Origin of the sequence: Moraxella sp. K23, assembly GCF_041154765.1 — a bacterium.
GTDB lineage: Bacteria > Pseudomonadota > Gammaproteobacteria > Pseudomonadales > Moraxellaceae > Faucicola > Faucicola tetraodonis.
Window position 1 is genome coordinate 39,129 of sequence record NZ_AP031596.1, and the last position, 15,273, is coordinate 54,401.

12 protein-coding genes and 1 pseudogene are annotated in these 15,273 nt (G+C 37.5%); 10 read left to right on the forward strand and 3 right to left on the reverse strand.

Annotated features, from left to right (window positions below):
- Positions 1-73: 73 nt before the first annotated feature.
- The 7 genes from ACAM37_RS11125 (at position 74) to ACAM37_RS11155 (ending at position 6,732) form a co-directional block, all read left to right on the forward strand.
- The gene (locus ACAM37_RS11125; RefSeq protein ID WP_201666675.1) at positions 74-1,867 is read left to right on the forward strand and encodes a KAP family P-loop NTPase fold protein; all 1,794 of its coding nucleotides are present in this window, start codon (positions 74-76) and stop codon (positions 1,865-1,867) included.
- Positions 1,868-1,887: 20 nt separating this feature from the next.
- Positions 1,888-2,640, forward strand: a complete 753-nt coding sequence (locus tag ACAM37_RS11130; protein WP_201666677.1) for a hypothetical protein — start codon at positions 1,888-1,890, stop codon at positions 2,638-2,640.
- The gene (gene qatC, locus ACAM37_RS11135) at positions 2,633-3,958 is read left to right on the forward strand and encodes a Qat anti-phage system QueC-like protein QatC (RefSeq protein ID WP_369626868.1); all 1,326 of its coding nucleotides are present in this window, start codon (positions 2,633-2,635) and stop codon (positions 3,956-3,958) included. Before ACAM37_RS11130 ends, qatC begins: the two co-directional genes overlap by 8 nt.
- On the forward strand, positions 3,958-4,698 hold the full coding sequence (gene qatD, locus ACAM37_RS11140) for a Qat anti-phage system TatD family nuclease QatD (RefSeq protein ID WP_369626869.1): 741 nt from the start codon (positions 3,958-3,960) through the stop codon (positions 4,696-4,698). Before qatC ends, qatD begins: the two co-directional genes overlap by 1 nt.
- 107 nt (positions 4,699-4,805) lie before the next feature.
- Positions 4,806-4,949 carry a hypothetical protein gene (locus ACAM37_RS11145; protein WP_179286603.1) on the forward strand — a complete coding sequence of 48 codons (144 nt, stop codon included), beginning with the start codon at positions 4,806-4,808 and terminating at the stop codon, positions 4,947-4,949.
- Between the two features lie 29 nt (positions 4,950-4,978).
- On the forward strand, positions 4,979-6,043 hold the full coding sequence (locus tag ACAM37_RS11150) for an IS701 family transposase (RefSeq protein ID WP_454800134.1): 1,065 nt from the start codon (positions 4,979-4,981) through the stop codon (positions 6,041-6,043).
- 404 nt (positions 6,044-6,447) lie between these two features.
- Positions 6,448-6,732: an integrase core domain-containing protein gene (locus ACAM37_RS11155; protein ID WP_256999136.1), complete on the forward strand. Its 285-nt coding sequence runs from the start codon at positions 6,448-6,450 to the stop codon at positions 6,730-6,732.
- A 40-nt stretch (positions 6,733-6,772) separates the two neighbouring features.
- Here the strand turns inward: ACAM37_RS11155 and ACAM37_RS11160 are convergent, their stop codons facing one another.
- The gene (locus tag ACAM37_RS11160; protein WP_095356957.1) at positions 6,773-7,048 is read right to left on the reverse strand and encodes a transposase; all 276 of its coding nucleotides are present in this window, start codon (positions 7,046-7,048) and stop codon (positions 6,773-6,775) included.
- A gap of 433 nt (positions 7,049-7,481) precedes the next feature.
- Between ACAM37_RS11160 and ACAM37_RS11165 the strand changes: the two genes are divergently transcribed.
- Genes ACAM37_RS11165 through ACAM37_RS11175 form a run of 3 tightly spaced genes read left to right on the forward strand, consistent with a single transcriptional unit; the run spans position 7,482 to position 13,461 of the window.
- Positions 7,482-9,821 carry a tellurite resistance TerB family protein gene (locus tag ACAM37_RS11165; RefSeq protein WP_369626871.1) on the forward strand — a complete coding sequence of 780 codons (2,340 nt, stop codon included), beginning with the start codon at positions 7,482-7,484 and terminating at the stop codon, positions 9,819-9,821.
- A gap of 16 nt (positions 9,822-9,837) precedes the next feature.
- Positions 9,838-11,151: an ATP-binding protein gene (locus tag ACAM37_RS11170; protein ID WP_369626872.1), complete on the forward strand. Its 1,314-nt coding sequence runs from the start codon at positions 9,838-9,840 to the stop codon at positions 11,149-11,151.
- Between the two features lie 21 nt (positions 11,152-11,172).
- Positions 11,173-13,461, forward strand: a complete 2,289-nt coding sequence (locus ACAM37_RS11175; protein WP_095356960.1) for a DEAD/DEAH box helicase — start codon at positions 11,173-11,175, stop codon at positions 13,459-13,461.
- 213 nt (positions 13,462-13,674) lie between these two features.
- On the opposite strand, the gene ACAM37_RS11180 is transcribed toward ACAM37_RS11175, so the two are convergent.
- Together ACAM37_RS11180 and ribB are read right to left on the reverse strand one after the other, a co-directional pair.
- Complete coding sequence (locus ACAM37_RS11180) at positions 13,675-14,427, reverse strand: SDR family NAD(P)-dependent oxidoreductase (RefSeq protein WP_369626873.1); 753 nt, start codon at positions 14,425-14,427, stop codon at positions 13,675-13,677.
- A gap of 98 nt (positions 14,428-14,525) precedes the next feature.
- Positions 14,526-15,188, reverse strand: a pseudogene (gene ribB / locus ACAM37_RS11185) (3,4-dihydroxy-2-butanone-4-phosphate synthase); the annotation flags it as partial.
- Between the last annotated feature and the right edge of the window lie 85 nt (positions 15,189-15,273).

A 15,273-nucleotide genomic window follows, 5' to 3' on the forward strand; every position in this document is an offset into this window, starting at 1 on the left:
AAATCTGCTTTTTTATTAAATTTTATCTTAGTATACTCAAACAAAAGATAATAGGATAAACATAGGTCGAAAAATGTGGTCAGATACTGATTCTAAAAAGGATTTTTTAAATTATTCGGAAGCTTCCGAGATAGTAGTTAATGTGTTAAAAACCCCCTCGATGTTACCTATTTCAATAGGCGTGTTTGGCTCATGGGGAACAGGTAAGTCAACCATATTGAATTTAATTGAAGATACAATCCAGGCAGAAACTAATAATGATTTTATTATTATCAAATTTGATGCCTGGTTATACCAAGGTTTTGATGATGCTCGTGCTTCCTTACTTGAAGTAATAACACTAGAAATCGCAAAATTAGTTCAAGATAATGAAAGTCTTTTTAAGAAAACAAAAAAAATTAGTAAGAGAATTAATAAGTTAAGGTTATTTGGATTATTCACCGAAGGGGCTGCATTAGCCGCAGGTGTTCCTATGTTTGGTATGGCTTCCAAAGCAATTGAAGCCGTTGGCAATGGGTTCAACGGGCAAGCAAACGAAGAAGATGCTGAGGCAGTAAATAAATTTATCGAGAGTGGACAAGAAGGAACTAAAGATTTTCTTAATGAAGAAGCTCTATCTGCACCAAAGGAAATCGCTGCACTAAAAACAGAACTTGAAGAACTTTTAACAGAGTTCAACAAAAAAATTATTGTATTTGTTGATAATTTAGATCGTTGTTTGCCAAAACAAACTATTCAGACATTGGAATCTTTACGCTTATTTTTATTCATGAAAAATACAGCATTCGTTATTGCTGCAGATGAAGACATGGTAAGACATGCCGTTAAAGAGCATTTTAATGGCATTGATGAAAAGCATGTTACCGATTATTTGGATAAATTGATTCAATTTCCTGTCAAAGTCCCAAAAATAAGTACTAGAGAGGTAAGGGCTTATCTATTCCTACTGTATGCTTCAATTCACCCTATCTATGGTCAGCAACAAGAAAAACTGGAAAATCTAAGAGAGGGATTGGAGAAAAATTTACGCCTTTCGTGGAAAGAAGAGCCAATTAGTGTAAACGATGCACTTGAGCTTTTAGATAGTGCTGCTCCAACTGTGCAAAATCTTTTAACGGACTTTAATGTAGCAGATCGTATCGCTCCTTTGTTAGCTTCTTCAAAAAATGTTGAAGGTAATCCACGTATTGTTAAACGAATGCTCAACGTCATTAGTATGCGAAATATGGTTGCTAGTGCACGTCAAATGCCCATAGATTTAAAACTCATTGCGAAAATGGCATTATTTGAGCGATGCTGTGACTCTAAAGCAGTTTCAACCTTATACAATGAAATAAATGCGACGGCCGATGGTAAACCAGAAATTTTTAAAAAACTTGAATCATCAAAAGAAGATTTTGAGCAATTTGAGAAATTATTACCTAGTGAGTGGGATAAGTATAAATGGTTTATTTTTGATTGGATAAGTCTAGAACCAGCATTGTCTAATAGAGATTTACGTCCACTAGTCTATTTAAGTAAGGAAACTGTACCGCTAAGGGTTATTTCTAAAGGGCTTTCAGAACCTGCAAGTCAAGCATTTAATTTGCTATTGCGTACAAATAAGGTCTCCTCACGAGCCGCTTTACAAGCCATTAGTATCATTCCTGACGGTGAAGAGATGAAAGTAATGGGATTAATATTAGATGAGCTGCGTAAAAATTCTAATTGGGCCGATAAACCAAATGGTTATGCAGGTGCGTTTTTATTAGCTAAAGAAAGAGAAGAAACCAGACCTCAATTTAAAGCATTTTTCTCGGAAGTAATGCCTACATCAAAACCTTGGTTCAAAACATCAGTGAAAGATGAAGAATGGTTCAACAACTAATTTTAGGGAGTGACAAATTTATGGGAACATCAACTTCCAGTAAAGGAACAAATGGGCAATCACCGTTAGTTCCTTCTTGGGCTAATGAAGATAACCAACCAATACCCAATATTGATAGAAATTTAAAGAGATTTAGAGGTGAGCTAGGTAAAGCTGCGGGAAATAAATCAAGCAATCATCTCAAGAAAGCTATCGGTCATTATGCCAAACATGCAACTGGTGGCAAAACTGTAGGTCCAAAACGTTACCAGAAAATAATTAGAGCAGGCGGTGGGTTATTTGATGTATTTAAGAACATTCAAGCTGGCAATGATTATTTAGGTTTGAAATTATCTGATTTAAATGGTCAACCAATCGATATTGTCATTGATAAAATCATTGAAACAATCCTAGAAGTGGATGGTGATTCTGAAAGAATCAGAGCAAGTTTAAATCAATCATTATCAGAATGCTTGGATGGGGTAGAGGACTTCGACGCTAGTCAAATTTCTGATGATTTGATTATTGATTTAATGCTTAATTACACCTCAGAATACTTATTTGAAGAAATTATGCTAGATTCCAGAACATCGTTTGACAAGGCAGATACGCCAGAGAAATTTCTTGAACTAGAAAACGATTTACATGCTCTGATTGAATCTTGTGTAGATAAACATATGAGTGAACAGCTAAAAGAAAACAAAGATACACTAACCCGCATTGACATTGAAACCATCCAACAAACCGCACTTAAAGAGATTTGGACCGAGTGGGAGGACTATCTAAATGATTGAACTATATTTTGAGACTGACCTCACTAGATTACCTAATATGTCAAGCAATGTATTACCAGTCCGGATGTTTGGCAAATCTGCACTGGAAGGTATGTACAACAGTATTGGCGGAGCTGCTTTACAAGAATTCAGAAGATTACAAGAACAGCCTGACGAAACAGCTTTTGACTTAATGATGTTATCGTTAGCAGTTACTGCCGCTGATACTTTTGTTGAACGAAACACAAGAGCAGAAGATGCTTGGTGTCGTCAATTTAAGGTTCATCTACCTTTACTAGAACCAGATTTGTGGCAACAACAAAGATCATTACTTCAAGAAACTTTACATTTTCTCAGCGGTGACTTATGGGATTTTGAATTTAGTCAAAGTGATTTTCAAATACCAAGTAAGATAACGCATCGACGAGCTCGAAAAATACACATCGATAATCATGACTCGGTTTGTTTATTCTCTGGCGGTCTTGACAGTATGATTGGAGCCATAGATTTAACACAACAAGGGAAAAAACCTGTACTAGTCAGCCATGCTTATCCAAAAGATAGGGAAAAACAGGATGATGTTTATAACAAACTTCGCCTTACTAATGCTAAATTTCAAGTCGTCGCAAACCCAAGAAAAGTAAAAGAAATCCCAGTCGATGTACAAATGAGAACACGGAGTTTTAACTTTATTGCATTTGGAGCATTGATTGCTACTGCGTTATCAAAAAACCACTATAATAATCAAACCGTTAACCTTTATATCCCAGAAAATGGGCTTATTTCGATCAATCCACCATTAACAGCTCGACGAATTGGTTCATTGAGTACAAGAACAACCCATCCCTTTTTTTTAGGAAAGTTGAACGAGTTGTTTGTCAATATTGGTCTGCCTGTTAAGCTATTGAACCCTTACCAGTTTAAAACAAAGGGTGAGATGATAGTAGACTGCCAAAATCAGACTTTACTGAAAAAAGTTGCCGTTGATACAGTTTCCTGTGGTAAATGGAAACGCTCAGGTACTCAATGCGGCAGATGTGTGCCATGCTTGATTAGGCGAGCTTCTTTTAATGCAGCCACTTATAATGATACTACACCATACCAATTCCCAATTTTAAACGATGTCATCAAGAACCCTAATAATAGAGACGATTTGATGTCTATGATTGTCGCTATTCGGAATTTAGAAAATGCTTCGAATAAAAATATTTGGGTGGCAAGGTCTGGTTCATTACCATTTGAGAAAACTGAACGTCAGAGCATTATCGATACTGTTTTAAGGGGAATGGGTGAAGTGAAAAATTATTTACAAACTCAAAATTTGGATGTAACTGTCTAATGTACCCATTGATTGATCTGCATTGCCATTTGGATTTATATGAAAATTCGCATAAAGTCGCTTCTTTATGCGATGCTTCAAGTTATATCTTATCAGTCACGACAACACCTAAAGCATGGTTCGGTACAAAGGAACTTGCAGAAAACCATCAAAGAATTCAAACAGCTCTTGGTTTGCATCCACAGATAGCTCATGAACGTAGTGAAGAACTAGATTTATTTGACCTATTAGTGGACGACACAAAATATATAGGTGAAATAGGATTAGATGGCTCGCGCTCACTAAAACAATTTCAACCGATTCAACAGAAAGTTTTTGAGCATATTGTTATACAATCGAATAAGTCTACTCCTAAAATTTTAACCATTCATAGTCTTCAGGCTGTGGATAGCGTACTTGACTGTTTAAAAAATCATTTTTCGAATGGCGTACCTGTTCTACACTGGTACACAGGAAATGAAATTCAATTAAACAGAGCGATAGCTAATGGCTGTTGGTTTTCAGTAAATCAAAGGATGCTTTCAACCAACAAAGGAAAACAGCTCGTCAGCAAAATTCCCAAAAATCGAATCATCACTGAAACTGATGGCCCATTTATTAAAAATAAAAATCAGCCAATTTTTCCTGGCGAAGTTATGCCAGTGATGGATAATTTATCTAAGCTTTGGAATGAACCAAAAGAACAAGTTATCGCTAGAATCTTTGATAACTTTAAAATCCTTATAAGGCAGGTAAGTTAATAAACTATTAACTTAGTAATTCTGAAAAAGTAAAATGAAATTTCTCTTACTTAACTTGATTTGTTACTCTCAATAACTCAATAAATTTTCATAAATAGGATTTAATAATGAATAACATGGAAATTTCCTTAGCTAATTCACAACAAGATATCATAACTGCTATAAATAAACTTGAAACAATCGGCTATGTTACAGAGTTTGATAAAATATTAACTGAAGTTACGCAGCCCTTTAAAAAAGCGCTATCATAACAAAAAAAGCAGTCAGCGAGAGTAAACAAATGAACAAAGACATGATAGAACTCTACAGCGACTACCTCATTGCAAGTTTTGGGCAAACCACCGCCACAGGACTTGCCAATCTACTACAAGGGAGCATCTACCATGACAGCATCACCCGCTTTCTAAACAGTGAAACACTCGCCGCCAAAGAACAATGGCAACTGATTAAACCCATGCTAAGACAGCATGAAAATGCCACACCCAATGCCATCGGCTATCTCATCTTTGATGATACCATACAGCCCAAACCGCACACAAGCGTCGACGACATCAACTGCTGGCACTACGACCACACTCAAAACAAAAATGTTAAAGGCATTAACCTGCTTAACTGTCTGTATCATCGCAAAGATATCGACATACCCTTAAGCTTTGACATCATTACCAAATCCAATGTCTTTACCGATGACAAAGGCAACGTTAAACGTAAAAGTGATAAAACCAAAAATCAGCGACTGCTTGATATGTTTGATAGGGCAATCAAAAACCAAGTCAAATTCGACTATGTATTAGCCGATTCTTGGTTTTCAGCCAAAGCGACATTCAAACATATTCGTAAAGCTAACAAGCATTTCATCTTTGCGTTAAAGTCAAATCGCTTGGTGGCTTTAACCCCGGATGATAGAGAAAAAGGTAACTTTGTACGTATTGATGAATCTAATCTACCCGATAATACCCCTGTTCGCGGCTTTTTAAATGACTATCATGATGAAGTCTTGTTATTACGCCGAGTCTTTACAAACAAGGACGATTCTACAGGGGTGTTATATCTGGTATGCTCAGATTTGCAATGCGACAAGGATAAATTTATCAACGGCTATCAAAAACGATGGCAGGTTGAAGTGTATCATAAGTCGTTAAAGCAAAATGCCAATTTGGGTAAGTCGCCTGCTCATAGCCAAAGGGCTCGGTTTAATCATATGTTTTTAGCCACGTATGCGGTGTTTAAGCTTGAGTGTTTGAAAATCAAAACCAAGTTAAATCATTTCGCTTTGCGTTTAAAGTTACTCGTCTCCGCTAATCAGTCGGCTTTTGCCCAGCTTAAGGTTATTAGCGGTGCGTAACTTCAGATATTAAATAATTTAGCAATCGAACATTGGCACAACGGATATCTTGATTTATTAAGAGAAAATAGCTATCAAGGCAAAGTTCAAAATATAGGTGGCTTTCATGAAAAATATGGGGCATATTACGCATTATATAATCCAAATTTAGTTGTTATTTCCGAAGTCCAAGACTGCTTAAATAAACAACTTAGGTCATGGATTGATGATTTCTATAACTCGAAATAACTTTCTTATTAGCACTATATGACATTTCTTACATAGATTAGCACAGAACTTGAATCATATTAAAATCTAAGGAATTCCGTCAATTTGCGCGATAATCAAAGTGAACTATGTAAAAAAAGTAGTTTTAGAGTTTCAAAATTTTTTAGTTTATGAATTTAAAAATGGTAATTTAAAACATGTCTATCTTTGATAAAGTCTTTGAAAATAATTCTCTAAAGCAGATTAATAGCATAAACGAACTATATAATTCTCTTGATGCAAAAAACTCACATGCAGTATTGTATTTACGCCAGTTTGATACCGTTAGCCAAGCTAGAGCTGGTTTGAAAGACTATTTTGAGTTTTATAATTATGAGCGGTTGCATCAGTCGCTCGATTATCATACACCTGCACAGGTTTATTTAAACAATAGTTCGGTTAATCCTGTGTTTTATCAACTCAATTCTATCTTAATTTTGTGATTATTTGGTCTAGACATTGGGGAGTACCTTAGTGCTTCGCTTATCCCTCCTCATTTAAAATATCTCGCTCTAGTTTAAGCTGGGTGATTTCTTTTTTTAGTCGCTGTATTTCTCGTTGTTCTTCTGTTAGGGCGTTGCCTTTGACTAATGGGTTGCCTTGTTGTTCTGCTCGGTAGCGTTTAAGCCACTTTTCCAAAGTTGATTTGCCAACATTGTATTGACTGGCAACATCAGGAACTTTCTGTCCTTGCTCTTCAATCAGTTTCACGAGTTCAAGTTTAAATTCTGCTGAGTATTGATTTCTTACTTTTGTCATGAGATTATCCCTCTACTTAAGGCATTATAATCTCTTATTAACTGTCTAGGTTTGTTATACCACTACAGGGTTTATTAGACGCTATTTAATATACAAGTTAATTGACAAAAATAGGGGCAGTTTGCCCCTGTCCTTCGTCTAAATGGAAGTGACCAAAAAACCGACGTTTTTTAGACAAGTAAAGGATACTTAAAAATACTCGACAAAAGTCCTTACTGCCCTATTTTTTCCGTTTTCTGTGCTAACCCCTTTTAATGCTTTAATCATCATATTTTTTTAGAAACTTAAAAATGAATTAATTAAGGAAAAATATCCAACTTAAAAAGTGATATATTTTATAGATAAATTTGAGTCGAAATAATATTGAGCGCATGTGAATCTTTATTAAGATAGCTCCCAAAAAATTAAATTTACGGATAGCTTTTAATCTACTATGCAAAAACTAAAAATTTTAATCGCCAAGAGTAGTGAGTTCCTAAAAAACCTAGGGAATCAACATGCATCGGGAAATCAGCACAATAATGCTTTAAGGGCAATTAATTCAAATAGTCCTCCTCAGCCAATTATGCATGATGATGATTTTGCCAATTTTACAATTTCACCGCATTCTACACATCAGCAATCTCAGCTCAACCAACTCAACGAATTCAATGCCATGCCTGTTCAAATTTATCCCCGACCGACTCGCAGTGAACCACAATCTCAAGCTCAATGGTTAACATACGACGCTTCTTTAACCATCCAAGGTCGAACGATTAGAAAAGGCTTGATTTATCATACTTGGTCAATGCCAAGAAGTAGGCGGTTTACTATTGAACCTTCATTATTAATTAATAATATGGGGGTGAGTGGACATACAAATTTTACAGTGTCTTCTCAAAACGTCTATCAAGATGATACGCTAGGCTATTGGCCGAGTTACGTAGAACTATCTCCACAATGCAAAGGCGTTTATTTAGATTGGTTGGCGTCAAAACGGGACTATCCTAATATGCCAATCGGTTATGTATTCATCTATTTTTATGGACTTGAGTATCGGATTATCACCAATTTAGAGAATGATAACGTAAGCATTGATGAATTTGCTCAAATTTATGAGGAAGTCGAGCGTCTATTAGCGATTTACAGCCATAACCAGTCGTTTAAATACTATGCTACCAACTTCTTAACGCTCATGCAGTTTAGCCGTCCGCATTTATTTTCCGTGGACGAGAGTGAAGATGACGAGAATATGAATGCCGAATCATTTCGGTTTGAATTAGCCAAGACGGTCGTAGAAAAACGCCCTATTCCTGCTTCATTGGCCTTAGCATGGCTGAAGTTCTCAGAAAACTATTCGTTAAAAACGCCCGCAAGACGCTGTGAAACTGAGTTTAAGCAATTATTTAACCACAGATACCAACAAGCTTTTGGCAGAGGGCTTGAAGTCAGCGAAAATAAAACCCGCCTTAAATTTGATTACCGTCCTGCTAGCAGACTCATGCAAAGTGTCAATATTAATGTGGGTGACTTGCCAGACCCTAGCAGACTTACGACTCCTGTCAAAAGACTGGCTGAAATCGCTGATGACTGTACTGAGTTGTTAAATCCCCTCAGTCGTTATTTAGCAAAAGAAGGTAGCCAAAGAACTGATTTATCGGCTTTGCTATTGATGCCCGAGGAACTCATCGACGCTAATCAACAGCCCATTCTACGAAAATTTTGTCAATGGGCACAGCAAATGATTGAGGAACAAGAGGGATTGGTTTGGGTGTCGGATTTTTGGGATCATGTGGGAAGAGATTTACCCCAAACGCTTGGCAAAAAAGACTTTGATTTTATGCACGCCATAGCCAATAAGGCAGGTTTTGCCATTGCGCCCGATGTCAATTTACACCAACAAAAACTTAAGACTGACGGTTATATCGTGCTATATCAGCCTATGCCAGATTTTATCAAACCAAGTACTACTTTTAACCAAGTCGTTGTGATGCTTAGAATCGGGGCATTGGTTGCTGTAAACGATAATCAAGTGTCAGAAAAAGAAGTGCTGACGGTGGTCAGTCTAATTGACCAACAACAACGTTTAACTGACAATGAAAAAATGAGCTTAAGAGCTTATTTACTTTGGCAACTGAATACACCCAATAATGCCCAAGGTTTAAAATCTCGTCTGACCGCATTGCCTACTAATGCTTTAAACATTGTCAAACGTTATATTTTGCGTATTGCAATGGCAGAAGGTCAAGTCGATAACGCAAAAATCAAACGATTAGAGAAACTTTATACCAGTTTAGGTTTTGACAAATCACAACTGACCAGTGATATCCACCAAATGCAAACTAATACATCTGGAAGTGCTGAAACCACTCTCAATGAGCAGGCTAAAATGCCACAGGCAGGGGTGATTAATCAGGATGTATTAGCCAAACATGAGCAAGATACCTTACACGCTCAAACTCTACTGGCCCAAATCTTTGCTAGCCAAGACAGTGAAGAGGCGATACCTCAACCAGAATCGACTAGTAAACCTCTCCATGCTAACCAAACCTACAATGCTAACGGGCTTGAGAGCAGTTATGAACAATTATTCCAACAACTCATCACCAAAGAAAAATGGTCATATGAAGAATTTACCGAGTTATGTAGACCTGCCAATATGATGCCTGATGCGGTCATTGAAGTGTTAAATGATTGGGCTTACGACAGCGTTGATGCCCCTGTCATTGATGCTGAAGAAATGATTTATATTGATTTTGAGATCGTTGAAGAATTACAAGCACTGTTACACTAAAAATGAAGGACACCCTATGAGCGAAAAACGTATACGCAGTAAAGAACGAGATGCCATTATCCAATCGTTAAAATCAGGGGTCACCCCAAAGATTGGCATTCAGCACATTCAAGTCGGACGAGTCAATGAGCTATCAGCACTCATCAAAGATATTGACCGTATTGCAGACGGTGGCTCGGCATTTCGCTTGATTATTGGTGAATATGGCTCTGGCAAAACGTTTTTTTTAAGCGTGATTCGTACCATTGCCCTTGAGCGAAAACTGGTGACGGTCAATGCTGATTTATCACCCGACCGCCGTCTGCATGCTTCTGCAGGACAAGCTCGCAATCTATACGCTGAGCTCATGAAAAATCTTGCCACTCGTAATAAACCCGATGGCAATGCTTTAACCAGCGTCGTTGAGAAATTTATTACCGAAGCACGCAAACAAGCCGATAGCCAAGGGCAAAATGTCGCTCAAGTCATTCAACAACGATTAAACGCCTTAACTGACATGGTCGGCGGTTACGATTTCGCTCAAGTGATTGAAGCCTACTGGTATGGTCATGAGCAGGATAATGAAATCCTTAAAAATAATGCCATCAAATGGCTAAGAGCCGAATACACAACTAAAACCGATGCCAAAAACGACTTGGGTGTGCGTACTATTATCTCAGACAACTCTTTTTATGACAGTCTAAAGTTATTAAGTTTATTTGTGCGTCAAGCGGGTTATGCAGGGTTATTAGTCAATCTTGATGAAATGGTCAATCTTTATAAATTAAACAGTAGCCAGGCTCGCATGTCAAACTATGAGCAAATCCTGCGTATGCTTAATGACTGTTTGCAAGGCACTGCCGAGCACTTAGGGCTTTTGCTCGGTGGTACGCCTGAATTTTTACTTGACCCTCGAAAAGGACTATATAGCTATGAAGCCTTACAATCTCGTTTGGCACAAAATAACTTTGCCAAGCAAGCAGGAGTGATTGATTACTCATCGCCTGCGTTGCATTTAGCCAATTTAACACCCGAAGAACTCTATATATTGTTAAAAAACATCCGTCATGTCTTTGCAGAAGGCGATGAAGGCAACTATTTAGTGCCTGATGAAGCGATTCAGCAGTTTTTAGCTCATTGCCAACAAACCATTGGTGAAGCGTATTTTAGAACCCCTCGCAATACCATTAAAGCATTTTTGGATATGTTAGCCGTGATTGAACAAAACCCACAAATCAGTTGGCAACAATTAGTTGGCGATATCCATATTGAAGAAGAAAAGCCTTCGGATATGGATATAGCGATTGATGATGAAGATTTGGATGATGATTTTGCTGACTTTAAACTGTGATGCTAGAAGATAGAGATAGCCATGTCATCGTATCAATGCCTTGATAGACGGATTCAGCAATGGATTTTTAAACAGGGTTGGTCAGATTTACGTCCCATCCAACAGGATGCGATTGACCCTATTCTCTCGAAGAATACTGACGTACTTATCAGTGCATCAACTGCCTCGGGAAAAACTGAAGCCTTCTTTTTGCCTGCTTGCTCCGCTATTGTTGATAATCAAGAGGGCATTGGTATTTTATATATCAGTCCATTAAAAGCCTTGATTAATGACCAATATCGCCGTTTAGAGAGCTTATCTGAAATCACCCAAATCCCTGTCACGCCATGGCACGGGGATAGCTCACAGAGTCATAAAGGCAAACTGAGAAGAAATCCAAGTGGTATATTACTTATCACCCCAGAATCGCTAGAATCGTTAATGATGCGCCAATCTGGTTGGGTAAAAACAGCATTTGCCAATTTAACGTATATTTGTATTGATGAATTTCATGCTTTCATCGGTATGGAGCGGGGACAACAGTTATTATCCTTGCTCACTCGTTTAGAGCATCTACTGGGACGCTTGGATAGACCAATCCCTAGAGTCGCCTTAAGTGCAACATTAGGTAATTTAGAAGCCATTCCTGATATTTTGCGTCCCAACCAAAATCAGTATTTCCCATGTAAAACAATCAAAGACGACAAAACATCTAGTCAGCTTCAGCTACAAGTGCGTGGTTATCTCATCAAAGAGCCTACTAGAGAGCTAAATCCATCAGAAAATACTCAACAAATCCTTCCGATTTCTTTAGACAAATTTGCTGAAAATACATCCGAAGCAATTATAGAAGACCCAGATTTACTGATTTCTGACTTATATAAATTCTGTCGTAAAGGCAATCATTTGGTGTTTGCCAATAGTCGTGGTAGAACTGAGTATCTATCAGCCAAGCTAAGTGATATGTGTGAAGTGAACCATGTACCCAATGAATTTTTTCCACATCATGGTTCTTTAGCAAAAGAATTGCGAGAGACGCTTGAGCATCGGCTGCAACAAGAAAAAATTCCAACCACCGCACTTTGTACCATGACGCTTGAGCTGGGTATTGATATCGGTAAAGTAGATTCTGTCATACAAGTTACGCCCCCACACTCGGTTGCCAGCTTACGTCAACGTATGGGTCGTGCAGGGCGACGGGGCGACCCTGCAAAACTTAGGATGCTAATCTCTGAGCGTGAGATTACCGTAGATACCGCTATCCCAGACCGTCTACGTTTGGGTTTAATTCAATCACTGGCTATGGTTCGCTTATTGATTAATCAATGGTATGAACCCGCTGATACATCACTATACCATTTCTCTACCCTAATTCATCAGATATTAGCCACCATTGCTCAGTGGGGCGGTATTCGAGCGGAGCAACTTTATAGATTACTTTGCCAATTAGGCATATTCCAAAACATTAATACGCAACACTTTAAACAATTACTGACTCATATGGGTCAAATGCAACTGATAACTCAACTTGGCAGTGGTGAAATAACGCTTGGTATCGTTGGTGAAAAACTAACTAGCCATTATAGTTTTTATGCCGCCTTTAAAACACCTGAAGAATATCAAATCATTTATCAAGGTAAACCTTTAGGTACGCTCCCTATTGATTCAATGATTGTTGAACAGCAATATATTGTTTTTGGGGGTAGAAAGTGGTTAGTAACATTCATTGATAGTGACAAAAGAATTGTCATCGTTGAACGTGCTAAAGGGGGTGTTCCGCCTTTATTTGGCGGTGGTAGTCTAAGTGTGCATACAATTGTTCGTCAAGAGATGCTGAAAATTTTTATGCAGCGGGATTACTGCATTGTGGTAAATGGGGAAAAAAGGGATTATATTAATCCAACTGCTAAAGAATTATTCAACGAAAGTATCGAGAATTTTTACCAACTTGGTTTGAATAACAATTGGCTAATTGAAGCAGGCTCAACGGTTTATATTTTTACTTGGTTAGGTGATAAAGCAAATAATGCCTTGGTCGCGTTACTAGCGCAATCTGGTTATATGGTTGGTAATGATGGTGGTGTAATTGATATACGTAAATCTGCAAATGATGAAGATAAAATTTCTGCCGCTGAAATCCAAAGGTGTTTAAAACGTATATTAAGGCAGGGACTGCCAACCGCTGAACAGCTAGCAAAACAAGTGCCGCTAAAGTCTCTTGAAAAATTTGATGACTTTTTACCTGAAAGTTTACTTTGTTTGAGCTATAGCGCAATTGCATTTGATTTAGATGAATTAAAACAGTGGCTAGAATTGGTTTGTAACGCTTAATAGCTTCATCTATAATTTCGCACAATTTATTTTATGTTAAATAATTTATTTAAAACCAAATATTTACAAAAGAAAAATTCTAAATTTCAAAAATTAAATGCCTGTCAAACTTTAATCTCACAAACATTTAACTATTTATAAAGTAAAGTTTATTAAATTCCATTATCGGTGTTGTTCTTTTAAATTATCTTCAATACTAAGGATTCTATTGACTCATAAATCTTTAACAACAGTCAGCCCTGCGAAGGTCTGGGCAGTAGGCATAAGTTCTAATTCGTTGACATTTAGATGCTCAGGTTGTTCAACCAGCCATGCTACAATATTGGCAATGTCAGTTGGTTGGATATACTCCACACCTTCATACACAGCAGATGCTTTGTCATCATCACCTTTGAAACGTACATTACTAAACTCTGTACCACCACACAAGCCAGGCTCTAAGTTAGTCACACGCACTTTTTTACCAACCAAATCAGCTCGCAAATTTAGGCTAAACTGTCGAACAAATGCCTTAGTCGCTCCGTACACATTTGCCCCAAAATAGGGATGATTACCTGCTGTAGAGCCGATGTTAATGACATATCCGCTGTTTTTAGCTGTCATAAAGGGGAGAATCTGATGGGTAAGATGAACCAATCCCAATACGTTAGTATTAATCATTCTTTGCCAATCATTGAAATTTGCGTTGTCCGCTGGCTCTAATCCTAAAGCAAGCCCTGCATTATTAATAAGAACATCAATATTGGCGAGTAAATGTTTTGGCAGGCTTTGTAAAGCATTTTTTGTCGCTGCTAAATCGGATATGTCAAAATTCATTGGGATAAAGTTATCACCCAATTGAGATTTGATTTCATCCAATTTTTCTTGGCGTCTACCCGTTCCAATAACCGTATGACCTTTTGAAATAAGTAATTCAGCAATTGCTTTACCAAACCCTGCTGTTACGCCCGTAACTAAAATATTCATATTTTCTCTCACATATTTTAATTCTATCAGTACTCAAGTAAGTGATTTTAGGTTAAAAAAAGTAAACTTTAGATCTGTAAATTATTATGAAATTAACAATAAAGGCGACTACCTGCATAGTGAGTCATATTTGTTTGCTTATGACTAAACGTACTTATTTCCTCACGTTTACGATACTTGACCAAATCAGCTATCGTGCCTATTTTCAAATCGTGTTTTTTGGCAAATGCTATCAAATCGTCACGCCGAGCCATTTCACCATTAGGTTTAATGATTTCAACGATGACGGCAGATGGGTGTAATCCAGCCAATCTTGCTAAATCACAGCCTGCTTCGGTATGCCCATTACGTTGCAGTACACCATTGGGTTTTGCCATGATAGGGAAAATATGACCTGGACTCACCACATCTGTTGCTTTTGCATTGGGTGAGACGGCTGCTTGAATGGTTTTTGCTCTATCAAGAGCAGAAATACCAGTGGTTATGTCTTTGGCTGCTTCAATCGAAACCGTAAAATTGGTACTAAATTGCGACTGATTATTTCGGCACATCAAAGGTAAGTTTAATTTAGAACATTGTTCAGGGGTTAAGGTCAAGCACACAAGTCCTCGAGCGTGAGTAATCATAAAGTTAATATCCTCTGGTCTGACACAAGATGCCGCCATCACCAAATCGCCTTCATTTTCCCTGTCTTCATCATCCAAAATAACAACCATTTTTCCTTGTTTAATATCTTGAATAATCTCATCAATCGTGTTCATTTTATATTACCTTTATCGTATATCTATGGGTAAGACATTGCATTAACAAATGCCTTACCTTAAGTTTTTATTCATACCTATTTTT

Excerpts from the sequence above, each read along its gene's own strand:
- ACAM37_RS11125 (WP_201666675.1), top strand. The coding sequence starts at position 74 with ATGTGGTCAGATACTGATTCTAAAAAGGATTTTTTAAATTATTCGGAA.
- ACAM37_RS11130 (WP_201666677.1), top strand. The coding sequence starts at position 1,888 with ATGGGAACATCAACTTCCAGTAAAGGAACAAATGGGCAATCACCGTTA.
- qatC (WP_369626868.1), top strand. The coding sequence starts at position 2,633 with ATGATTGAACTATATTTTGAGACTGACCTCACTAGATTACCTAATATG.
- qatD (WP_369626869.1), top strand. The coding sequence starts at position 3,958 with ATGTACCCATTGATTGATCTGCATTGCCATTTGGATTTATATGAAAAT.
- ACAM37_RS11145 (WP_179286603.1), top strand. The coding sequence starts at position 4,806 with ATGAATAACATGGAAATTTCCTTAGCTAATTCACAACAAGATATCATA.
- ACAM37_RS11150 (WP_454800134.1), top strand. The coding sequence starts at position 4,979 with ATGAACAAAGACATGATAGAACTCTACAGCGACTACCTCATTGCAAGT.
- ACAM37_RS11155 (WP_256999136.1), top strand. The coding sequence starts at position 6,448 with ATGTCTATCTTTGATAAAGTCTTTGAAAATAATTCTCTAAAGCAGATT.
- ACAM37_RS11160 (WP_095356957.1), bottom strand. The coding sequence starts at position 7,048 with ATGACAAAAGTAAGAAATCAATACTCAGCAGAATTTAAACTTGAACTC.
- ACAM37_RS11165 (WP_369626871.1), top strand. The coding sequence starts at position 7,482 with ATGCAAAAACTAAAAATTTTAATCGCCAAGAGTAGTGAGTTCCTAAAA.
- ACAM37_RS11170 (WP_369626872.1), top strand. The coding sequence starts at position 9,838 with ATGAGCGAAAAACGTATACGCAGTAAAGAACGAGATGCCATTATCCAA.
- ACAM37_RS11175 (WP_095356960.1), top strand. The coding sequence starts at position 11,173 with ATGTCATCGTATCAATGCCTTGATAGACGGATTCAGCAATGGATTTTT.
- ACAM37_RS11180 (WP_369626873.1), bottom strand. The coding sequence starts at position 14,427 with ATGAATATTTTAGTTACGGGCGTAACAGCAGGGTTTGGTAAAGCAATT.